General features: G+C 53.2%; 20 protein-coding genes. 16 read left to right on the top strand and 4 right to left on the bottom strand.

The genetic code is table 11. The features are described from left to right. Positions 1 to 32 precede the first annotated feature (32 nt). The 4 genes from ACRQV7_RS03770 (at position 33) to ACRQV7_RS03785 (ending at position 4,257) form a co-directional block, all read left to right on the top strand. Positions 33 to 1,904 (top strand): urease accessory protein UreH domain-containing protein, encoded by a 1,872-nt coding sequence (locus ACRQV7_RS03770; protein ID WP_444659515.1) that lies wholly within the window; start codon positions 33 to 35, stop codon positions 1,902 to 1,904. A 22-nt stretch (positions 1,905 to 1,926) separates the two neighbouring features. Next, a complete protein-coding gene (locus ACRQV7_RS03775; RefSeq protein WP_444644223.1) occupies positions 1,927 to 2,070 on the top strand; it encodes an LDCC motif putative metal-binding protein in 144 nt (47 codons plus the stop codon). Positions 2,071 to 2,168: 98 nt separating this feature from the next. After that, the gene (locus ACRQV7_RS03780; RefSeq protein ID WP_444659516.1) at positions 2,169 to 2,861 is read left to right on the top strand and encodes a response regulator; all 693 of its coding nucleotides are present in this window, start codon (positions 2,169 to 2,171) and stop codon (positions 2,859 to 2,861) included. A gap of 46 nt (positions 2,862 to 2,907) precedes the next feature. Next, on the top strand, positions 2,908 to 4,257 hold the full coding sequence (locus ACRQV7_RS03785) for a sensor histidine kinase (protein ID WP_444659517.1): 1,350 nt from the start codon (positions 2,908 to 2,910) through the stop codon (positions 4,255 to 4,257). A gap of 34 nt (positions 4,258 to 4,291) precedes the next feature. Here ACRQV7_RS03785 and ACRQV7_RS03790 read toward each other — a convergent pair whose 3' ends face one another. Continuing rightward, entirely contained in the window at positions 4,292 to 4,633 is a 342-nt protein-coding gene (locus tag ACRQV7_RS03790; RefSeq protein WP_444659518.1) for a rhodanese-like domain-containing protein, read from the bottom strand. Positions 4,634 to 4,809: 176 nt separating this feature from the next. On the opposite strand from ACRQV7_RS03790, the gene pta reads away from it, so the two are divergent. Next, complete coding sequence (gene pta / locus ACRQV7_RS03795; RefSeq protein WP_444659519.1) at positions 4,810 to 5,799, top strand: phosphate acetyltransferase; 990 nt, start codon at positions 4,810 to 4,812, stop codon at positions 5,797 to 5,799. A 501-nt stretch (positions 5,800 to 6,300) separates the two neighbouring features. Here the strand turns inward: pta and ACRQV7_RS03800 are convergent. Next, a complete protein-coding gene (locus ACRQV7_RS03800) occupies positions 6,301 to 6,747 on the bottom strand; it encodes an RrF2 family transcriptional regulator (protein ID WP_275713160.1) in 447 nt (148 codons plus the stop codon). Between the two features lie 94 nt (positions 6,748 to 6,841). Beyond that, positions 6,842 to 7,975 carry a trans-sulfuration enzyme family protein gene (locus ACRQV7_RS03805; protein ID WP_275713158.1) on the bottom strand — a complete coding sequence of 378 codons (1,134 nt, stop codon included), beginning with the start codon at positions 7,973 to 7,975 and terminating at the stop codon, positions 6,842 to 6,844. A gap of 500 nt (positions 7,976 to 8,475) precedes the next feature. Here ACRQV7_RS03805 and cysK point away from each other — a divergent pair, with 500 nt between their 5' ends. Next, positions 8,476 to 9,408 carry a cysteine synthase A gene (cysK, locus tag ACRQV7_RS03810; protein WP_444659520.1) on the top strand — a complete coding sequence of 311 codons (933 nt, stop codon included), beginning with the start codon at positions 8,476 to 8,478 and terminating at the stop codon, positions 9,406 to 9,408. 90 nt (positions 9,409 to 9,498) lie between these two features. On the opposite strand, the gene ACRQV7_RS03815 is transcribed toward cysK, so the two are convergent. Continuing rightward, positions 9,499 to 9,945, bottom strand: coding sequence for a flavodoxin family protein (locus tag ACRQV7_RS03815; RefSeq protein WP_444659521.1), 447 nt, complete (start codon positions 9,943 to 9,945; stop codon positions 9,499 to 9,501). A 269-nt stretch (positions 9,946 to 10,214) separates the two neighbouring features. Here ACRQV7_RS03815 and ACRQV7_RS03820 point away from each other — a divergent pair, with 269 nt between their 5' ends. The 10 genes from ACRQV7_RS03820 to ACRQV7_RS03865 all read left to right on the top strand — a co-directional run bounded on the left by ACRQV7_RS03820 (position 10,215) and on the right by ACRQV7_RS03865 (position 20,644). Further along, positions 10,215 to 10,619: an RrF2 family transcriptional regulator gene (locus ACRQV7_RS03820; RefSeq protein ID WP_329494542.1), complete on the top strand. Its 405-nt coding sequence runs from the start codon at positions 10,215 to 10,217 to the stop codon at positions 10,617 to 10,619. Positions 10,620 to 10,797: 178 nt separating this feature from the next. Next, complete coding sequence (locus tag ACRQV7_RS03825; protein ID WP_444659522.1) at positions 10,798 to 12,702, top strand: acyl-CoA dehydrogenase family protein; 1,905 nt, start codon at positions 10,798 to 10,800, stop codon at positions 12,700 to 12,702. Between the two features lie 51 nt (positions 12,703 to 12,753). Continuing rightward, the gene (locus ACRQV7_RS03830; protein ID WP_444659524.1) at positions 12,754 to 13,959 is read left to right on the top strand and encodes an FprA family A-type flavoprotein; all 1,206 of its coding nucleotides are present in this window, start codon (positions 12,754 to 12,756) and stop codon (positions 13,957 to 13,959) included. A gap of 287 nt (positions 13,960 to 14,246) precedes the next feature. After that, positions 14,247 to 14,804, top strand: coding sequence for a hypothetical protein (locus ACRQV7_RS03835; RefSeq protein ID WP_444659525.1), 558 nt, complete (start codon positions 14,247 to 14,249; stop codon positions 14,802 to 14,804). Positions 14,805 to 15,106: 302 nt separating this feature from the next. Beyond that, positions 15,107 to 15,367 carry an HPr family phosphocarrier protein gene (locus tag ACRQV7_RS03840; RefSeq protein WP_275713147.1) on the top strand — a complete coding sequence of 87 codons (261 nt, stop codon included), beginning with the start codon at positions 15,107 to 15,109 and terminating at the stop codon, positions 15,365 to 15,367. A 22-nt stretch (positions 15,368 to 15,389) separates the two neighbouring features. Beyond that, positions 15,390 to 17,573 (top strand): BglG family transcription antiterminator, encoded by a 2,184-nt coding sequence (locus ACRQV7_RS03845; RefSeq protein WP_444659526.1) that lies wholly within the window; start codon positions 15,390 to 15,392, stop codon positions 17,571 to 17,573. After that, the gene (gene ptsP, locus ACRQV7_RS03850) at positions 17,464 to 19,185 is read left to right on the top strand and encodes a phosphoenolpyruvate--protein phosphotransferase (protein WP_444659527.1); all 1,722 of its coding nucleotides are present in this window, start codon (positions 17,464 to 17,466) and stop codon (positions 19,183 to 19,185) included. The genes ACRQV7_RS03845 and ptsP overlap by 110 nt, the downstream gene beginning before the upstream one ends. Positions 19,186 to 19,198: 13 nt before the next feature. After that, entirely contained in the window at positions 19,199 to 19,690 is a 492-nt protein-coding gene (locus tag ACRQV7_RS03855) for a hypothetical protein (protein WP_275713141.1), read from the top strand. Between the two features lie 140 nt (positions 19,691 to 19,830). Beyond that, positions 19,831 to 20,316 (top strand): PTS sugar transporter subunit IIA, encoded by a 486-nt coding sequence (locus tag ACRQV7_RS03860; protein WP_444659528.1) that lies wholly within the window; start codon positions 19,831 to 19,833, stop codon positions 20,314 to 20,316. Between the two features lie 25 nt (positions 20,317 to 20,341). Continuing rightward, entirely contained in the window at positions 20,342 to 20,644 is a 303-nt protein-coding gene (locus ACRQV7_RS03865) for a PTS sugar transporter subunit IIB (protein ID WP_038322984.1), read from the top strand. Positions 20,645 to 20,673 lie beyond the last annotated feature (29 nt).

Below are 20,673 nucleotides of genomic sequence, written 5' to 3' on the forward strand. Positions count from 1 at the left end.
AGCTACAATCATCTTCGGACGGGAGAAATGGTATGGAACGGAAGCTTGCACAGAAAACACTGAAAATAGAGGGCATGACCTGCGCGAACTGTGCCCTGAAAATTGAAAGTACACTCAGCGGGCTTTCCGGGGTGGAAAAGGTGTCCGCAAGCTACGGCAGCGGGACGGCGACCGTCGTTTACGACCCGGAAATCATTCGCCTTGAGAAAATTATTGCCGCGATTGAAGAGCTGGATTATCATGTAACAGACGATAAAAACCTTCGGAGCGCAAAAAAAGAAAGCGCCGCGAAGGAACAGGCGGGCGGGACGGCGGACAAAAAATTCGTCAGTCAGCTCATCGGTGTCGGCCTGCTTCTTTTCGCGGGCTATCTGATCGTTCAAAATACGGTCGGCCTGAATTTTATTCCCGAGGTCTCCCAGAATATGGGATACGGAATTCTGTTTGTGGTCGGACTGATTACCTCCCTGCACTGTGTGGCGATGTGCGGCGGAATCAATCTTTCGCAGTGCGTGTCCTACCGGTACGGGGAAAACGATACGGGCAAATGGTCAAAGCTGAAGCCAAGCCTGATGTACAACGCGGGCCGGGTCCTTTCCTACACGATTGTGGGCGGCATCGTCGGCGGTTTGGGCTCCGTCGTCAGCTTTTCGGGGACGGCGAAGGGGATCGTCGCGATTCTTTCCGGCATTTTTATGGTGATTATGGGCCTGAATATGCTCGACCTGTTTCCGTGGCTGCGTAAATTTGTCCCTCGGATGCCAAAATTTTTCGGCAGCAAAATTTACCGCAATCAGGGGAAGCACGGGCCGTTCTATGTGGGGCTTCTGAATGGGCTGATGCCCTGCGGCCCTCTGCAGGCGATGCAGATTTACGCGCTGGGTACGGGGAGCGTTCTGGCCGGAGCGGCCTCCATGTTCGTTTTCAGCCTCGGCACCGTGCCGCTGATGTTCAGCTTCGGTGCGCTCAGCTCTTTCCTGAGCAGTAAATTCACCCATAAAATGATGAAGGCCAGCGCCGTTCTGGTGATGCTTCTGGGCGTCGTGATGCTCAACCGGGGCTTTGCCCTGTCGGGGATCGGTTTTCCCGGCGTTTCCGCGGCGGCGGCCGGGGGCGACAATATTGCCCGAATCGAAAACAATGTGCAGACTGTATCGACAACGCTGCAGCCCGGCAGCTACAGCCCGCTTGTCGTACAGAAGGGCGTCCCGGTAAAATGGACGATCAAGGCCGAAGCGGACTCGCTGAACGGCTGCAACCGGACCATCACGATTCCGCAGTACAATATTACCAGAACGCTGGAACCGGGCGATAACGAGATCGATTTTACCCCGCAGGAGACCGGGAAAATCACCTATACCTGCTGGATGGGGATGATCCGGAGCAATATTACGGTCGTCGACGATCTCGGCAATATCACCGGGCAGGAGGTTGCACAGGAGTCCGACCTTTCCGCGGGCGGCGCGGCTGCGGCGGGCGGGTGCTGCGGCAACACCCCGGCGAGATTCGCGGACGGCGGGGTCCCCACGGACAGCATCGGCGTTGCAAAAATCAGCGGCAAGGAGCAGGAAGTAACGGTTAAGGTGGACGATCAGGGCTACACGCCCGCGGTGGTCGTTCTTCAAAAGGGGATTCCGGCGAAGATCAAATTTGATACCGGCAGCCTGAATTCCTGTAACAGCATCATGGTTTTTCCGGAATACGGCGGTCAGCTGAATCTGAGCACGGATAAGGAAACGCCGCCGATCACGCCCGAGGAGGATTTTACTTTCCAGTGCGGAATGGGAATGCTCCATGGCTACGTAAAGGTGGTCGACGACCTCGGCAAGGCGGACCTGAATGCGATCAAAGCCGAGGTGCAGAACTATGTTCCCGCGGGCGGCGGCTCCGGCTGCTGCGGATAATTTTGTGAAAGAGGAAATTTGAATGCTGAAAATTTTTAGACGAATGAAAGCTTCCGTCAAACGATCTTTGGACCGCATGGCAAAGGAAAACCAGAAGCAGTTCGGCGGCGGGGTGCCCGACTGCTGTAAAATGAACCGTCAGACCAACGACCGGCCACGAAAATAATACGCCGCTTTCAGAATCGGCAGGAAAATATGGTATAATAATCAAAACGGCAGGCTCCTTTTGAGAAAGGGGCTTTTGTCATTGGAGGCGGAAACGGATTGAACCGGAACAGAAAGCGGATTTTGGTTGTGGACGACGAGCCGAAAATTGTGGAGGTCGTGACGTCCTATCTTGAAAAAAGCGGATACGCCGTGCGCGGTGTTTTCAGCGGAAAAGAAGCCCATGAAAGCTTTGAAAGGGAGAAGCCGTCCCTTGTGATTCTCGACTGGATGCTCCCGGACACTACGGGGGAGGAAATTTGCCGGACGCTGCGGCAGAAGTCCGACGTCCCCATCATCATGCTGACTGCCAAAGTGGAGGAGGAGGACATCCTGCACGGGCTGCAGATCGGCGCGGACGATTACGTGACCAAGCCGTTCAGTCCCCGCCAGCTTGTGGCGCGGGTGGAGGCGGTTCTGCGCAGGACGGAAGGCGACTCGTCCCCGCTCCTTTCTTTTCGCCGGGGAGAGCTGATCGTGGATATGGACGGTTACGACGTCATGCTGAGCGGCCGCCCGGCCGGTCTGACCCCCAATGAATTCAAAATCGTCGGCGCGCTGGCAAGGCACCCGAACAAGGTGTTTACCCGCGAAGAGCTGATCGCCATTGTCAGCGGAGACGATTTTAACGGATTTGACAGGGTCATCGATACCCATATTAAAAATATCCGCCAGAAGATCGAAACGGACACCAGAAATCCGGAGTATATTCTGACGGTTCACGGAGTCGGATACAAGTTCGGAGGCGATTGAGCTGAAATACAGTTTAAAATCCAAATTGTCGTTTTCCTATGCGGTGATGTCGCTTCTGATGGTCGCGATTATCAGCTTCTGCATCAATGTTCTGCTGCAGAACCGTTTTCAGGACTATGTCATCAACCAGCGGGAGCAGAGGAACAGCGAAATCGTCAGTATGATCGAAAAGCAGTATAACGGGCTGAACGGCGGCTGGAATACGAACGTCATTGAAAATATCGGCGTGAACGCCCTGGAACAGGGAGTCATTGTCAGACTGAAAAACGCGGAAGGGAAAACGGTGTGGGACGCCACGGTCCACAATAACGGCCTCTGCGTACAGATGCTGACCCATATGTCCGAAAATATGAACAGCCGCTATCCCGGCTTCAAGGGCGGGTATGAGCAGAAGACGTATTCCGTCAAGGCCGGCGCAAAGGAAGTCGGGCACGTCGAGCTGGGGTATTACGGCCCTTATTATTTTACGGATAACGACATCGCTTTCCTGAACAGCGTCAACACCATCCTGGTTGCGGTGGGTATTTTGTCGCTTGTCATGGCGCTGATTCTGGGGACCTTTATGGCAAAGCGGGTGAGTGGGCCGATCTCCAAATCCATCCGTGCCGCGGGGCAGATCGCAAAGGGGAATTTTCGGCAGAGAATCACGGAAAGCTCCGGAACGAGGGAAATGGCGCGCCTGACGGATACCATCAACTATCTGGCGGACTCACTGGAGAAGCAGCAGGATTTAAGGAAGCGGATGACCGCCGACGTCGCGCATGAGCTGAGGACGCCCCTTGCGAACCTGCAAAGCTCCATGGAGGCAATGCTCGACGGGATCTGGGAGCCGGATGAGGCCCGGCTGGAAAGCTGCCATGAAGAAATCATCCGGCTGAATCGCTTGGTCGGCGACCTGGAAAAGCTGGAACGGTATGAGGCGGAAAACGCATCCCTTTCGCTTTCCGAATTTGACGTATCCGATCTGATCCGGCACATTCTGCATAATTTTGAATCGGAGTTCCGCAAAAAGGGCGTCGCGCTCTCCTTTGAGGGGGAGGAGGAAATCCTTCGCGCCGACCGGGATAAAATCAGCCAGGTCGTCACCAATCTTGTTTCCAACGCGCTCAAATATACCCCGGAGGGCGGACAGGTACGGGTGCGCGTGCGCACGGCGGAGCACAGTACCGAACTGATCGTCAGCGACAGCGGGAAGGGGATTCCGCCGGAGGACCTGCCGTACATCTTTGAACGGTTTTACAGGGCGGACCGGTCGCGCAACAGGCTGACCGGCGGCCTGGGCCTTGGACTTACGATCACGAAGGCCATTGTGGAAGCCCACCGGGGAACCATGGAAGTCGTGAGCGAGGTTGACAGGGGAACTACCTTTACAGTCAGTCTGCCGAAATCCGGATAATCAGTAAATCCTGCAAAAGCATCCTTCGTAAATTTTACCGGCCGCTTACCGTCTGATACGGCCAGGAACGGATTCCTCCCATATTGCCGACGCGGGTATATCCCATTGCGGACAGCCGCCTGCAGGCGGCTGCAGCCCGCGCGCCGCTCAGGCAGTAAACCAGAATCTCCCGGCTTTTATCCGGCACAGCCTTCTTGATTCCCTGCTCAAGCTCGTTAAGAGGGATTAGCCTGCTTCCCGGAATACGGATTTCCCTGTATTCCTCGGGGGTTCTGACGTCAAGCAGAAGAAGATCGGGATTTTCCTCCAGCCTTTTTTTAGCCTCTTTCGGGGAAACGGTATCATATGTTTTTGTTCTGAGTAATGTCTTGAACATTCTTTGATCACCTTTCTTTTTTATTAATATAACCGGATTCTTTTATTTTGTCTGTGACTTGGTAACAGAATGCCGACGCGTTTTATGAAAACAACGGATTAAGGGATTGTAATCTTAAAACGTGAGTGTTATAGTGAAAATGTCGATATCATTAAAACAGCAGAAAGGTGATAAGCATGGAATTTATTGAGAGTATTATTGAGAGAGCGAAACAGACGAAAAAGACCATTGTCCTGCCGGAGAGCAACGATATGAGAACCCTGCAGGCCGCCGCGGAGGTTTTGGAAAAGGGAATCGCCAATTTGATTCTTGTGGGCGACGAAGCGAAGATAAAAGAACAGGCCGGCGGGCTGGACCTTTCAAAAGCAAAGTTTGTAAATCCTCTGACTTCCACCAGCCGCGAGGACTATATTCATACATTTTATGAGCTGAGAAAAGCAAAGGGCATCACGCCGGAAAAGGCGGAGCAAATCATGGCGGACAACGTTTTCTGGGCCGTGATGATGGTGAAAAAAGGCGATGCGGACGGAATGGTTTCCGGCGCGGCGCACTCCACGGCGGATACGATCCGTCCGGCTCTGCAGATCATTAAGACCGCTCCGGGCGTAAAGCTCGTTTCCAGCTTTTTCGTTCTTTCCGTTCCCGACTGCGAATACGGCTGCGAGGGCAACTTTGTTTTCGCGGACTGTGCGCTGAATATTAACCCCAACGCGGACGAGCTTTCCGAAATTGCGATTGCGTCGGCAAAGTCATTTAAAAATATGGTCGGAGCGGAGCCGAAGGTCGCCATGCTGTCCTTCTCCTCTTACGGAAGCGGCAAAGACGAGCTGGTAGACAAAGTGGCGGAAGCAACGAAGCTGGCAAAGGAAAAAGCACCGGAGCTTACGCTCGACGGGGAGCTGCAGGCGGACGCGGCGCTGGTGCCGAGCATCGGCCAGTCCAAGGCGAAGGGAAGCAACGTAGCCGGTCAGGCAAACGTTCTGGTTTTCCCGGACCTGAACTGCGGCAACATCGCGTATAAGCTGGTACAGAGACTGGGGAAAGCGAAAGCGTTCGGCCCGGTACTGCAGGGAATCGCAAAGCCGGTCAACGACCTGTCCAGAGGCTGCTCGGCACAGGATATTGTCGGCGTCGTCGCCATGACGGCGGTACAGGCACAGTCCTGACCGGTATTTTTCATAAAAGGAGCCTTCTTCTTTAGAAGCGGGCTCAGACCGCAGGACCAAGGCAAAGGGACTGCTGCAAGACGAAAGTTTTGCGGCGGTCCCTTTTTGTACGAACCCCCGGCTATGTGAACAGGGCAATAGGGAGCAGACAGAAAAATACCGCCGTTTTACGGGCGGTATTCTAAGAAAGAAGAGAAATATGAAAAAGATATTGAAACCCTCACCCGAGGGGCTTGTAATTGATTTTCCGGCCCTTGCGCCGACGTCGCGTCACAAACAAAGACCGGGGATTCAAATGTATTTGCGATGTTTATAGTATAGGCATATTATGTGTATTTATGGTGAAGTTGATTTGAAAATTTCGAGAAATCTTTTCAATCTTTCAAAGGTGAGGGGCTCCCTGTTTCAGAAAATCCGCCGGGAAAGGTTCCGCCGGAGGCTCAAGATCAGAAAAAACCCGGAGGGATGTATCAAAAAACATCCCTCCGGGTCCGGCTCCCCTTAGATATAGAACATGAATCCGCCTTCCTGCGTCCTCTTTTCCACGTCATCCGCAATATCGTAAAGGGAAATCCTTTTCAGCTCCGCTTCAATTGCGTTGTCGATGACGGAAAAAACGGAGTGCTGCATGGCCTGTTCCATTGCGGGGGCTTTCTTTTCCACCGACTCTTCCGTTTTCTCGAACAGGGACTGCTCCAGTGACCGCAGGATTTCGTATGCATTTATTTTCTGAGGAGGCATCGCAAGCTTGTACCCGCCCTGCGCTCCTTTGACGGCTATCACCAGCTCGGCCCTTTTTAAAAGGGAAAACACCTGCTCCAAATAAATTTTGGAAATTCCCAGCTTTTCCGATATGCTCACAATCGTAATACATTCGTTGGTGGTATAATTCTGCGCCATGGTGATCATGGCGGCCAGTCCGTACCTTCCTTTTGAAGAAATTCTCATGGGTTTCTCCTTTATAAAGATCATATTTTTTATAATACCTATTTATCATATCTTGAAAGAAGGATTTCGTCAAGAGGGGCGCGGATTTTTCGGATTATCGCAATGCCTGTTCCAGGTCACGGATCAGGTCTTCCGCGCTTTCCAGCCCGACGGAAAGACGCAGCAGGCACTCGTTGATTCCCTTTGCTTCCCGTTCTTCTTTGGGAACGTCGGCGTGCGTCTGCAGCATCGGATAGGTAATCAGCGTTTCCACCCCGCCCAGACTTTCCGCGTACTGGATCAGCCCGACGCGCTCCAAAAGCTGTTTTGCCGTCTGCTCACGGTCCACTTCAAAAGAGATCATTGCACCGAATCCGGAGGACTGCCTTTTTGAAATCGCATACCCCGGGTCTTCGGGCAGGCCGACATAGTGCACCGCTTTGATTTTTTCCTGTGCGCACAGCCACCCGGCGAGCCGCATCGCGTTTTCCTGCTGCTTTTCCATGCGCACGGCAAGCGTCTTGATGCCGCGGATCAGAAGCCAGCTGTCAAACGGGGGAAGGCACGCTCCGGTGGTCGTGCTCAGAACCTGCAGCCGGTCAAAGAGCTGCTGATCGGCGGTGATGACAAAGCCGGCAAGGGTGTCGTTGTGCCCGCAAAGATATTTTGTCCCGCTGTGGACGACGATATCTGCCCCCAGCTTCAGCGGCTGCTGGAAATACGGGGTCAGAAACGTGTTGTCCACAATGAGCAGCAGGTTCCGCTCTTTGGTGATTTTTGAAACGGCTTCAATATCGGTCACCTGCATCATCGGATTGGTGGGCGTTTCGATAAACACGGCTTTGGTTTCCGGCCTGATGCGGGACTCGATCAAAGCGGGATCGGAGGTGTTCACAAAGTCGAAGGTAAGGCCGTTCTTGATGGATATTTTGTGAAAGTAGCGGTGGGAGCCGCCGTAGAGGTCGTCGGACGCGATGATGTGGTCGCCGGGCGAAAAAAGCTCCATGAGGGTCGCGATGGCGGCCATTCCGCTGGAAAAAGCCTTGGCGCCAGCGCCGCCTTCCAGCGCCGCTACCGTTTTTTCAAGATGCTCCCTTGTGGGATTCTGCAGCCGTGAGTAGTCGTAGCCCGTGCTTTGGCCGACCATGGGGTGCGCAAAGGTGGCCGACTGAAAAATAGGCACGCTCACGGCGCCGGTATAGTCGTACCGGTCGGAGCTTCCGTGTATACAAAGTGTGGTAAAATCCATATTTCCGTCTCCTGTCTGAATCATATTAGAGAGAAATGCGTATCCTAAGCAGATAACCGGGTGCGGCTATCTGCCCGCGCATTCGCGCAATCCCTCCGTGTATGAAAAATTTCAGGTTCCGGCGGCAGCGCCCGTTTTGTCCGGGGCCGGTGATGAGAACGGGCGAACAGGCCCTTGTAAAAATTTTCATCACATTCTCCAAATCATAGTAATATTATATGTATTAAATAATAATCGAAAACAAGGGTTGTGTCAATAGCCCGCGCCGGGAAATCCCACTTGCAATCTCTCTGCCGGCCTTGACAAGCGGATTTGTTCAGGTTAAAATATTTTTATATATTAAACATATATGAAAATTTGCATATCTACAGCAATTTCATTTCGGTTTGAGAGACAAAGCACGTTTTTCCCCCGCCGAAGGCGGGGGAAAAACGTAATCTTGTTGCAGAATCAACTGGAAATGCTGTAAATCATTAAATTTGAACGGAGGTTTCCTGTAAATGTCGAAGATTTATCATAGTCTGACCGATTTGATCGGAAAAACACCTTTGCTGGAGCTGTCGAACTTTGAAAAGAAGCATGACCTGAAAGCCGCGGTTGTTGCAAAGCTGGAGTATTTCAATCCTGCGGGGAGCGTAAAGGACAGAATTGCCAAAGCCATGATCGACGACGCGGAGGAAAAGGGACTTTTAAAGCCGGATTCCGTTATTATTGAACCGACCAGCGGCAATACCGGTATTGGCCTTGCTTCCGTCGCGGCCGCCAGGGGATACCGGGTGATTCTCACCATGCCGGAAACCATGAGCATGGAGCGCCGGAACCTTTTAAAGGCTTACGGGGCGGAGCTTGTGCTGACGGATGGCAGCAAGGGCATGAGGGGAGCAATCGATAAAGCGGATGAGCTTACCAAAGAGATTCCGAACTCCTTTATTGCCGGCCAGTTTGTCAATCCCGCCAATCCGAAGATACACAGGGAGACCACCGGTCCGGAAATCTGGGAGGACACCGAGGGCAAGGTAGATTTCTTTGTCGCGGGGATCGGCACCGGCGGAACGATCACAGGCGTCGGGGAATATCTGAAATCCCAAAATCCCGGCGTCAAGGTCATTGCGGTGGAGCCGTTCGATTCTCCGGTCCTTTCCGAGGGCAAGGCCGGACCGCATAAAATTCAGGGAATCGGCGCGGGCTTTGTGCCGAAGGTACTCAATACGGCGGTGTATGACGAAATCATCAAGGTGAAAAATGAAGACGCCTTCCGGACCGGCAGGGAGCTTTCCAAAACGGAGGGCCTGCTCGCGGGTATCTCTTCCGGGGCGGCGCTGTGGGCGGCCGCCGAGCTGGCAAAGCGGCCGGAGAACGCCGGAAAAACGATCGTGGCGCTTTTGCCGGATACCGGGGAAAGGTATTTATCCACCCCGCTTTTTTCTGAATAATATCCCCACACAAAACAGCGGGCCGGGGCAATCGGTAAGATTGCCCCGGCCCGTCTGCCGTTCTTCGGCAATCCGAAGCGGCAGGCGGTTTTATTTTACCATTTCCAGGATAAATTGATTGGCGGCCTCCAGGTCGGCGTCGTTGGGATGCCCTTTGGAAATGCCCCCGACGAGCTTGAACGGCCCGTAGGTGTCAAATCCCTTGCAGGCAAAGTCCCCGGCGATGACAGCGCCCTTCTTTTTCAGCAGATCACTCAGAGCGCTGTGGCTTGCGGTATTTCCCATTCCGCTCGTAGAAAACACGAAGACCGGTTTGCCGTTCAGGCTGAGCTCCTCCACGGCCTCCATCAGCCCGCTGTAATGTTTTCCGTAGGCGATACCCGCGCCGAATCCGATCATGTCATAATCCGAAAGATTTTTATTTTTGATTCCGTCCGCTTTGCAGAGTTCTGCACCGGCAGTCTCCGCCATAGCGGAGGCGATCTTTGCCGTGTTGCCGTGATGGTAGGAGTCGTAAACAATCAGGCATTTTTTCAAAAAAGATTCCTCCTAAAATAAAATCGGACTGTGCTGTCTCTATGATAGTATGATGAAGGGAGAGATGCAATATTCCGACGATGAAAATCGATATTTTATTTTCGGGCGGTACAAAACCGATACGGACGGCTTTTGGAAGGAAGGCACAATTTTATTGGAGAATTGCAGAAAATATTGGTTATAAACTTGACAAACTTTATCCAGAATGATACACTGGTTTTAATAAATAAAAACTTCCATTTTATGGAGCGGAGGGGTTTTATCTGCTGATTACAAGGGAAACGGATTATGCGCTGCGCATTCTGCGCGCGGTGTCCCACGGGGAACAGCTTACGGCCGGGGATATCTGCCGGCGGGAACTGCTGCCGCAGCAGTTTGTATATAAAATTCTCAAAAAGCTGGAACGGGCCGGCTTGGTTCAAATCACCCGCGGTGCGGGCGGCGGTTGCCGGCTGGCGGCGGATCTGAAAAAGGTGAGCCTCTACGACCTGACGGAAGTGATGGATGCGGAAAAGCTCATCAGCGCTTGTATGCAGCCCGGGTTTCAGTGCGCGTGGCAGCAGAAATGCAGCGCTCCCTGTACGGTTCATCGGCAGCTTTCCCGGATTCAGGGCATTCTGGACGCGGAGCTGCGTGCGGTCAGTCTTCACCAGATGCTGTTTCAGGCGGATTGAAAATATTTCGGCATAGCCGGTGTTTTTTTGCGGCCAAACTGGATAAGATTTATCAAGTATATTGCTGAGCGGAGGCCGGTTTTCCCGGTCTGCCGCGTTTCCTTACGATTCTGTTTTATAAATTTCTTATGGAATTCATAAAATGAAATATAACTGGTTATTAAAGGGAGGAATCAATATGTCTTTTAAAACAACGGAAGACCACGAGGCTCTCCGTGCGAAGGTCCGGGAGTTTGCCGAGGCGGAGGTGAAGCCGCTGGCGTTCCTGCTGGACAAGGAGAATGAATTTCCCGCGGACATTGTGACAAAAATGGGGCAAATGGGGCTGATGGGAATCCCCTACCCGAAGGAGTACGGCGGCGCGGGGCTGGACATGGTCAGCTATGCCGTTGCCGTGGAGGAGCTGGCCCGGGTGGACGGCGGAACCGGCGTCATCCTCTCCGCGCACACCTCGCTCGGGTCCTGGCCGATCTTTGCCTACGGCACGGAAGAACAGAAACAGAAATACCTGATTCCGCTGGCCAAAGGCGAAAAGCTGGGCGCTTTCGGCCTGACCGAGCAGAACGCGGGCAGCGACGCGAGCGGAACGGAAACCACCGCCGTGTTGGACGGCGACCATTACGTTTTGAACGGCGGCAAGATTTTTATCACCAACGCCGACAAGGCGGATACCTATGTGGTGTTTGCCGTCACCACTCCGGACATCGGCACGCACGGAATCAGCGCGTTCATTGTGGAAAAGGGCTGGGAAGGCTTCACCTTCGGCGACCACTACGACAAAATGGGCATCCGTTCCTCCTCCACCGCGGAGCTGATTTTCAACGACGTGAAGGTCCCCTGTGAAAATCTTCTCGGAAAAGAGGGCGAGGGCTTCAAAATCGCCATGTCCACGCTGGACGGCGGCCGAATCGGGATCGCCGCGCAGGCGCTGGGCATTGCGCAGGGCGCCTACGAAAGCGCGCTGGAGTATTCCAAGGAGCGCGTCCAGTTCGGCAGGCCCATCTGTCAGCAGCAGATCATCTCCTTTAAGCTGGCGGATATGGCGACCAAGCTTCGCGCGGCCCGTTTTCTGGTCTACAGCGCCGCCGAGCTGAAGGAAAATCACGAGCCTTACGGCATGGAGTCCGCCATGGCAAAACAGTATGCTTCCGATGTCTGTCTGGAAATCGTCAACGATGCCCTTCAGATTTTCGGCGGCAACGGATACCTCAAGGGCATGGAAGTGGAGCGCGCCTACCGCGACGCCAAAATCTGCACCATTTATGAAGGCACCAACGAGATTCAGAGGGTGGTCATCGCTTCGCACATTATCGGAAAAATGCCAAAGGACGCGGTTCCGTCCGGTGCCCAGCATGGACCCGTTACCGGCGTGCGCAAGAAGATGATCCTCAAGGAGGGCGCCGCCGGAGAGCGGGTGAACGCACTGGTGGAGGCTCTGAAAGCGGACGGCTACGACTTTACCGTCGGCATCGACATCGACACTCCCATCACCCAGGCGGAGCGGGTGGTCAGCGCCGGAAAGGGCATCGGGGAAAAGGAAAATATGGCATTGGTCAGGGCCCTTGCCGTTCAGTCCGGCGCGGCGCTCGGTTCCTCCCGTCCGGTGGCGGAAACGCTGAAATATGTGCCGCTGAACCGCTATGTGGGAATGTCGGGCCAGAAATTCAACGGCAATCTGTACATAGCCTGCGGTATTTCCGGAGCGGGCCAGCATCTGAAAGGCATCAAGGACGCCACCACCATTGTTGCCATCAACAACAACCCCAACGCGCCAATTTTCAAAAACTGCGACTACGGCATTGTGGGCGACGTGCTGGAAATCCTCCCGCTGCTCACCGCCGCGCTGGACAACGGGGAGGCCAAAAAGCCCGCGCCTCCCATGAAGAAAATGAAACGGGCCGTTGTGAAGAAAGTAAAGCCCTCCTGGCACACCTATGTCTGCAACGGCTGCGGTTACGAATATGACCCCGCGGTGGGCGACCCGGAAAACGATATCCGTCCCGGCACCCTGTTCGACGCGCTCCCGGAAGAATGGATCTGCCCGGAGTGCGGTGAGGAAAAAGACCAGTTTATTGAGGTCTGACCCGGTATGGAAGCCGGAAAACAATGATTTCGTATCAAGGAGGATTGAATCATGCATTGTGTCAGAAAAGTAACGGAAAATCTTTATTGGGTCGGAGGCAACGACCGCCGGCTTGCCCTTTTTGAGAATATTCATCCGATTCCGCGCGGCGTTTCCTACAACTCGTACCTGCTTCTGGATAAGCAGGCGGTTCTGTTCGATACGGTGGACTGGTCGGCCTGCCGCCAGTTTTTGGAGAATGTGGAGTACCTTCTGGAGGGAAGGCCGCTCGATTATCTGGTTATCAACCACATGGAGCCCGACCACGGTGCGTCCATAGAGGAAATCCTGCTGCGCTACCCCAAGGCAAAAATTATCAGCACGGAAAAAGCTTTCATGCTTATGCGTCAGTTCGGTTTCCATATCGACGGCCGCATGGAGGAAGTGAAGGAGGGCGACACAAAATCCTTCGGGAAACATGTGGTGACCTTCGTGTCCGCGCCGATGGTGCACTGGCCGGAGGCAATGGTGACCTTCGACACGACCAACGGAGTGCTTTTCTCCGCGGACGCCTTTGGTTCCTTCGGCGCTCTGGACGGAAAGCTCTTTAACGACGAGGTGAATTTCGACCGCGACTGGATCGACGACGCCCGCAGATACTACACCAACATTGTCGGAAAGTACGGGCCGCACGTGCAGGCGCTTCTGAAAAAGGCGGGCGGGATCGACATCAAGATCATCTGTCCGCTGCACGGGCCGGTCTGGCGCACCGATCTGGGATATTTTCTCGATAAATACGCTCACTGGAGCAGTTACGAGCCGGAAGAACAGGGCATCATGATTGTTTACGCCACCATGTACGGAAATACCGAAAGCGCCGCGGGGGCACTCGCGACCAGGCTGGCGGAAAAAGGCATGACCAATGTCGTGATGTACGACGTGTCCAAAACCCATGTGTCCTACCTGATTTCGGAAGCCTTCCGCCTCAGTCATATTGTGCTGGCCTCCGTTACCTACAATCTGGGGATTTACCCGCCGATGCACAATTTCCTGATGGATATGAAGGCGCTCAATCTTCAGAAACGTACCGTCGCGATTGTGGAAAACGGCTCCTGGGCGTGCAAGTCCGGGACCCTGATGCGTGAATTCCTCGAAAATGAGATGAAGGATATCAACGTGCTGGATGAGAAGCTGACGCTGAATTCCGCCATGAACGAGGATAACCTGCCGGAAATGGACGCCCTTGCCGACAGCCTGATCGCGTCTATGAAGCGATAACCCAAACAGAATCCGTCCGCGTCCTTATAAAAACTGCCGGGGTCAGAACTCCGGCAGTTTTTCCGTGTCCCGGGGCGGCGGAATTCAGGCGGCACAGCCTCCCTGCGGCCTTGGCAGCGCTTTTTTCGGCTGACGGCCGGAACGATCTTCCCATCTTTTCGGGATCATATCTTCCCCTGCCCTTGCAATCATTGGATTTATGATATAAAGTTTATAGCATAATATTATTTTACAATTGTCTGCCCGTGCGCACATTTCTTTGTGGATACATGGGGAAAGAGGGTATTGTGGTGAAATTAATCCTGAAAAACCGCTTGTTTAAAATGGTGGCCTGTGATCCTTCCGGCCAACCGCTCTATCAGATCAGGAGCCGCCCTTTCAGCCCTCAAAAAGTAATCGCGGCCAATCATCACGGAATTTTGTACTACACCGACATTATCGGGTCGGAAGCTTCTTCCGCATCCGCTGACGAACCTGCTTCCCGCCGGTATATCGTCTGCCGCGGCTCCAGAGAAACGGAACCGGTGATAACAGCCGCCATAGGCTATGAAGTCTCCTCGGGCGCGAAAGATATGCGGCATTTTCCCTATAAGCTGCCGCGGGCGGAGCGCCTGAATATTCAGATAAAAGACCCCGGACAGTCCGGCGTGACAATCCGTATGGAACGGGACGGCTCCTGCCGGATTTACAACCGGCAGAATCAGACGGTGGGGACTTTGTCGGGGTACCGTCCCTTTCAGGGATATGCGCTTGAGAGCAGCTCCATAGCGGATGGCGGTCTGCTGTGCGCGCTGTTTGTCCTGACCCGCTATATGGCTAAGGAAAATGAACTGATTGTGGTCTGACGTTTCTTTTTCACTGAAATCCCTTCAGAAATTTCTCCGTTGTTATAAAAAGCTGTCGCTTTCGGGCGATGGCTTTTTTGATTGGAAAAAGTTTTTCTTCGTTCTGCGGGACACGGAAGCACGTGACTGCGCAAAAAACTGTATGGGAAACAGTAACCGAAACAATTCTTTGCACAAATCGCGCTTTTCGCCATGAATGCTTTTGGTAATAGTCAATATGAACAATATATGTTAAGATACATGCAATAAAATGTTTAAACTAATAAACTTACAAAAAGGCAGAGCCTTGGAAGGAGAAAACAATGTATCAGAAAGAGATCGTCATCAATAATAAAACGGGGCTTCATGCGCGTCCGGCGTCGGAATTGGTGGAATTTTGCAAAAATATCAAAAGCGACATCATTCTGAAAAAGGGCACCGAAGAAATCAATGCAAAAAGTATTTTAAGTATTTTGAGCGGAGGAGTGTATCAGGGAACAAAACTTGTGGTACAAGTAAATGGTACGGATGAGCAGACGGCGGGCCCGCAGGTCATTCATTTTTTACAAAATCTTTCCGACTGAGGCCGGAAGACGGGAGGCACAAATGGAACTTAAGAGCAGGCAGATTTATATTTTACGCGTCCTGCTGACGACGAAACAAGGTGTTGCACCCGAAAAATTTCTGGAAAAGCTGGGCGTAGGCAAACGCACCATGTATTACGATCTGGAAAAAATCAATGATTGGTTAAAGTACTACGGACTGGGAAAGGTAGTCATTTCCGGGCGGACCATCCTTGCGGAAGTGCCGGACGCGTCGGCTCTGGACCAGCGGCTGCGGGAAAGTACGACCTATTTCTTTTCGGTGGAAGAGCGGCGCGCAATGGAAGTGGTCCATATTTCGCTTTCCAGCACCAACATTACCATCAATTGCCTGATGGAGCTGTTTGGGGTCAGCAAAAACACCGTTCTCAGCGATATCAGGGAAGTGCGCGCCGTGCTGGAAGGATGGGGCCTGACCCTGAACAGTACCATTAAATCCGGTTATCTGATTTCTGGTGAAGAAATGACCATCCGGAAAATGCTGGGGGAACAGTTTCAAATGCTGTCCAGTCCCGGCTGCCAGACGTATATCCATCAGTTTCTGCAGAAAAACCTTGTGTGCCTCTACCACAATGAAATCGACTTCGGCGAGCTGTGCCGCTGCCTGATCAAACAGTACGAGACGGATATTCACGGCGATTATATTCTGGCAAATATCGAATTAATCAGAATGATGATTCAGGTTTCCTGGATACGCAGCCGCAAGGGGAATATCATCCAGCTGAGCAGCGACGAACAGCTTGCCCTGATGAAAAGCCTTTCCTTCCGTTCCGTGGAGTTCAGCCTCCAGAAGCTGCGCGTTCACGGAGTGGAAGTCGCCATGCAGGAAACCTATTACATAACCACTTTGTTTCTCGGTATCCAGACAACGGACTTTCTGTCCCAGGAGCAGGAGGATACCTTTATTGCGGAATTTGCGGAGGAGCTGGTGCTGAGCTTTGAGCGCATCGCCTGCCTCTCCTTTCCGAACCGCGAACGGCTGCAGAGGCAGCTCAGCCATCACATCCGCCCCATGTATTACCGCATCAAATACGGAATCCCCGATAAAAACCCGCTGGTCAAGGATATCAAGACCATGTACCCGTTTGTGTTTGACTTTACCCGCAAAGCCGTGCAGGAGGCCAAGATGGATCTTCCGGAGGGGGGGATTTCGGAGGATGAGCTGGCGTATCTGTGCGTCTATTTTGTCAGCAACCTCAGCGAAAAATATCTGGTCAAGGAAAACGCGGACAGCAAGGGCGTGCTGATTGTCGGTGCCGAAAACATGGCCGTGGCGGTCCTGCTGCGGGAACAGCTGCAGGATGTGTTCGGCCTTTCGCTGGATTACCGCGTCATCAGCCAGAGCAAGCTGCGCGAATGGATGCTGGGGGACTACGCGCTGGTGGTTTCTCTGGTGCCGCTGGGCAAAAACTTTTCCTACAGTAAAATCGTGGAAACCGGCCCCATCATTACGGAAAACACGCAGCGCCGGATCATGGAAATCCTGCGCGGGGACCGCTCCGTCGCCCGTTACGACGACATGATCTGCGAAATTATCAACCGGGTCAAGGGCAGCGTGGACGGAAAGGTGCAGGATGACAAGCTGTACCTTGACCTTTTCCGTTATTTTGAGGAAAAAGAACGCGGTAAACGGCCGCGCGCCAAGAGCGATATCTTTTATGAAAAAATTGAACAGAACCGGTTTTTGCTGCTCCCGGAAACGGCGGATCTGGAACAGACTCTCCACAGCTGCAGCAAGGTGCTGCGGCAGGGGGCGGCCGGTCAGCGTCTTGCACAGAGAATGTACAATCTGATGCAGAACAAAAAGCTGCAGACCTACCGTATTCAGGGGGACGTGGTACTGGTCCATTTTCCTTTACAGGGAGATGCAAATCCGAAAATAGACGTCTGTATCACGCTTGCCCCAAAAGGGCTGGAATGCCCCGACGGAAGAACCGCCGGGATTCTGGTCGGGCTTGCGACGAAGGACTCTTATTCCCATTGGGCGGTGCTGGAAAGCATTTACCGCTATTTCAGCGACCCCAATCATATCAACGGCATTAAACAAATCTATCAAAATGACAAGGAGCATTGCGGAAATGAAAAAATTTACCGGCCTTGCGGGAGCGGGAGGACGCGACCTGTCGCAGACCTTGGTTCTGCACAGGAAGAAGCTGACACTGGAGAAAAAGGCGGTGGAGGACTGTGAACAGGAAATAGAGCGCTTCAGAAAGGTGCGTCGTGAGTACGCCGAAGAGCTGGAAAGGCTGTACCGTACCACCCTGGCTGAGGACGGGGAAAAAACAGCCGGTATTTTTAAGGCGTACCGCACGATCGTTGAGGACGATTTTCTGTTTAAAAATCCGATTCAGACCGTATGGGAGGAACAGATAGGAATCGATTACGCGATTGAGCAGGAAAAGGAGAAAATCAGCAAAAAATTTGCCGCCATGCCCGACGCGTATATGCAGGAGCGTGCGAACGATATCCGCAACGTCTGCGATGAGATCGTCCGCCGCCTGAACGGCGTTGCCGACGGCGGGCAGGAAATGCGGAATATGCGGGAGCCCTTCATCCTGGTGGCGGAGGACCTTTCCCCGGAGGACACCATCCGGGTTGACAAGCGCTTCCTGAGGGGCTTCATTACCGAAAAGGGCGGGATCACCTCCCATGTGGTGATTCTGGCCAAAACGCTGGGGATCCCGGCTGTCGTAGGCGCGGCCGGCATTATGCGGGAGGCCCGTTCCGGCCAAAATATCTTTGTGGACGGCGACTGCGGCTACGGGATTCTGGAACCCGACGAGGCTTTTGCCTGCTCTTTCAGGAAGGACAAAGCCTGCCTTGACGAACAAAAAAAGCTTTACGCCGCCATGGCGGGGGAGCCCGCCGTCACGGCGGACGGCCATCCGGTGGCGGTGTGCATGAATTCCGGAGACGCCGAAAGCCTGAAAAATTTCCGCGCGGAGCAGTGTGATGGCGTGGGCCTTTTCCGCACCGAATTTCTTTTTATGAACCAGCACGATTATCCGGATGAAGAGCTGCAGTTCCAGACCTACAGAAGCATTGCGGAGAACGCGAAGGGAAAAGAAGTGATTATCCGCACGCTGGATATCGGCGGTGACAAGCAGCTGGATTATATGGACATTCCGAAGGAAAGCAATCCGTTTCTGGGTTACCGCGCGATCCGGATCTGTCTGGACCGCGAAGAGGTTTTTCTGACGCAGCTGCGAGCCATTTTGCGCGCCTCGGCATATGGAAATGTCAAGATCATGTTCCCGATGATCGTGACACTGGAAGAACTGCGTCAGGCAAAAGGAATGGTGAAAAAGGCAAAGGATCAGCTCCGTGCCGAAGGGACTGTTTTTACGGAAACCATTCCCATCGGCATCATGATTGAAACACCGGCCTCGGTTCTCATCAGCGACAAGCTGGCAAGGGAAGCTGCATTTTTCTCGATTGGGACAAACGACCTGATCCAGTACACCACGGCGACCGACCGGATGAACGAGCGCGTCCAGCACCTGTACGACCCTTGTAATCTTTCGGTGCTGCGCTCCATTGATACGGTGATCCGCAGCGCGCACAGCGCGGGGATTTCCGTCGGTATGTGCGGCGAGGTCGCCTCGGATGCACGGCTGACGCCGCTGCTGCTGGCAATGGGTCTGGACGAGTTCAGCGTCGTGCCCAAACAGGTGGGCAGAATCAAATATCTGATCCGCCGGTACGATCTGGGTAAGCTCGCCGGACTGAAAGAGCGGGTGCTCGACAGCAATACCATTGAGGAAGTGAAACAACTGCTGGCGGAGTATTCCGCGGAATAGGAAGGGGTGCCGGATGAAATCGGAAGCCAAAAAGCGCGCGGAAAGCCGGGAAGCAGCAAAAGCGCAGGAGGCGAGAAAGCAGAGGGAAAAAGCGCGCGCTACCAGAAAGATAGGGGAGGAGCCCTGCCTGTACTGCGGGAAGCCGACGCTTTGCAGGAAATATATCATCAATCCGGAGGCGGAGCATGAGCTGCCCTGCTGCAGCGAGGAATGCTTTCATAAGACCAGGCAGTTTGTGGATTACGATACCCGCTTCCGCACACCGTTTTATATGGTGCTTTTGGTTTTCGTCATCGCAAATCTTCTGCTGTTCACGTTTCAACCCGCTGCCCGGTGGACTTACCTGCCTTTATTCGGCATGGGGATTGCCGTTTTTGTATGTCCGCTGGTTTTTACCCGGTATGAACGTTACCAGAAATTCGGGATCGGGAAGACGCGGAAGATCATCCGGGTTGCGGCGGCGGCGGTTTCTGCATTTGCGCTGCTGTTGATTATTTGTTACTAAGTGTGCCGGTTTGCACAAAACAGTTCAGCGGATTGCAAAATTAACTGTACAATATGTGAAAAAACTTGGTCTTTTTTGAACCGGTGGAATATGGTATGTTGTAAACAGCGAGATATTCACATCAACTAGTTGAAAGAGAAATGAAAAAGGAGGCGTCTGGAATAGGAGCATTACTGGATGAACAGCTGATCGTTTTGGATGCGGATGTAAACAGCGACGAAGAATGTATCCGGCTGATGGCTACCCGGTTTGAAGAAGCCGGATATGTCAAGCCCGGATACGGAGACGCGGTGATTGAAAGGGAAAAGACCCTTCCCACCGGGCTTCCGGGAAAAAAGATCAACTTAGCAATCCCTCACACTAACAACAAGCTGGTGATCAAGCCGGCGGTCGGGGTCATTATCCCGAAAAGGCCGGTTGTTTTTCATATGATGGGGGACCGGGAAACCTCGCTGGACTGCGAAGTGATTCTGCCGCTGGTGGTCAAGGATTCCAAGCAGCAGATAGGGATGCTGAAAAAAATCATGAAGATCATTCAAAACAGTGAGCTGTTGGAGAAGCTGAAAAATTCCGGGAGCAAGGCGGAGATTATGGACTGCCTGAGTTCTTTGGAAGACGAATCATAATAAAAACTAAGGGAGGAGAATCTTGATGCGCGCAGTGAAGGTTTTATCGGTATGCGGTTCCGGTACGGTCAGTTCTGCCATGCTGTCGTCCAAACTGGAGGACGTGCTGGCGGAGCACGGCTACAAAATGGAATCCACGGAGGTCGCGCCGGGCGGCGTGGAACTTGCAGTCGCGAACGGAGGCTATGATTTAATCGCCTACACAAGCCCGGTGGACGACATCTACGGAATCCCGGTACTGAATGCGACGGGGTTTCTGGTTGGAATCAATGAAGACGAGTTTGTAGAGGAGCTCCTTGCTGTACTGAGCAAGCTGGATCTGGGTTAAAGCGGCATACGTGGAAGATCCCCTTTTTC

It is taken from the genome of Caproiciproducens lactatisolvens, from assembly GCF_052443335.1.
Lineage (GTDB): Bacteria > Bacillota > Clostridia > Oscillospirales > Acutalibacteraceae > Caproiciproducens.

Excerpts from the sequence above, each read along its gene's own strand:
- ACRQV7_RS03840 (WP_275713147.1), top strand. The coding sequence starts at position 15,107 with ATGTATCAGAAAGAGATCGTCATCAATAATAAAACGGGGCTTCATGCG.
- ACRQV7_RS03800 (WP_275713160.1), bottom strand. The coding sequence starts at position 6,747 with ATGAGAATTTCTTCAAAAGGAAGGTACGGACTGGCCGCCATGATCACC.
- ACRQV7_RS03845 (WP_444659526.1), top strand. The coding sequence starts at position 15,390 with ATGGAACTTAAGAGCAGGCAGATTTATATTTTACGCGTCCTGCTGACG.
- cysK (WP_444659520.1), top strand. The coding sequence starts at position 8,476 with ATGTCGAAGATTTATCATAGTCTGACCGATTTGATCGGAAAAACACCT.
- ACRQV7_RS03860 (WP_444659528.1), top strand. The coding sequence starts at position 19,831 with ATGAAAAAGGAGGCGTCTGGAATAGGAGCATTACTGGATGAACAGCTG.
- pta (WP_444659519.1), top strand. The coding sequence starts at position 4,810 with ATGGAATTTATTGAGAGTATTATTGAGAGAGCGAAACAGACGAAAAAG.
- ACRQV7_RS03770 (WP_444659515.1), top strand. The coding sequence starts at position 33 with ATGGAACGGAAGCTTGCACAGAAAACACTGAAAATAGAGGGCATGACC.
- ACRQV7_RS03865 (WP_038322984.1), top strand. The coding sequence starts at position 20,342 with ATGCGCGCAGTGAAGGTTTTATCGGTATGCGGTTCCGGTACGGTCAGT.
- ACRQV7_RS03775 (WP_444644223.1), top strand. The coding sequence starts at position 1,927 with ATGCTGAAAATTTTTAGACGAATGAAAGCTTCCGTCAAACGATCTTTG.
- ACRQV7_RS03790 (WP_444659518.1), bottom strand. The coding sequence starts at position 4,633 with ATGTTCAAGACATTACTCAGAACAAAAACATATGATACCGTTTCCCCG.
- ACRQV7_RS03825 (WP_444659522.1), top strand. The coding sequence starts at position 10,798 with ATGTCTTTTAAAACAACGGAAGACCACGAGGCTCTCCGTGCGAAGGTC.
- ACRQV7_RS03805 (WP_275713158.1), bottom strand. The coding sequence starts at position 7,975 with ATGGATTTTACCACACTTTGTATACACGGAAGCTCCGACCGGTACGAC.
- ACRQV7_RS03785 (WP_444659517.1), top strand. The coding sequence starts at position 2,908 with ATGTCGCTTCTGATGGTCGCGATTATCAGCTTCTGCATCAATGTTCTG.
- ACRQV7_RS03855 (WP_275713141.1), top strand. The coding sequence starts at position 19,199 with ATGAAATCGGAAGCCAAAAAGCGCGCGGAAAGCCGGGAAGCAGCAAAA.
- ptsP (WP_444659527.1), top strand. The coding sequence starts at position 17,464 with ATGAAAAAATTTACCGGCCTTGCGGGAGCGGGAGGACGCGACCTGTCG.
- ACRQV7_RS03830 (WP_444659524.1), top strand. The coding sequence starts at position 12,754 with ATGCATTGTGTCAGAAAAGTAACGGAAAATCTTTATTGGGTCGGAGGC.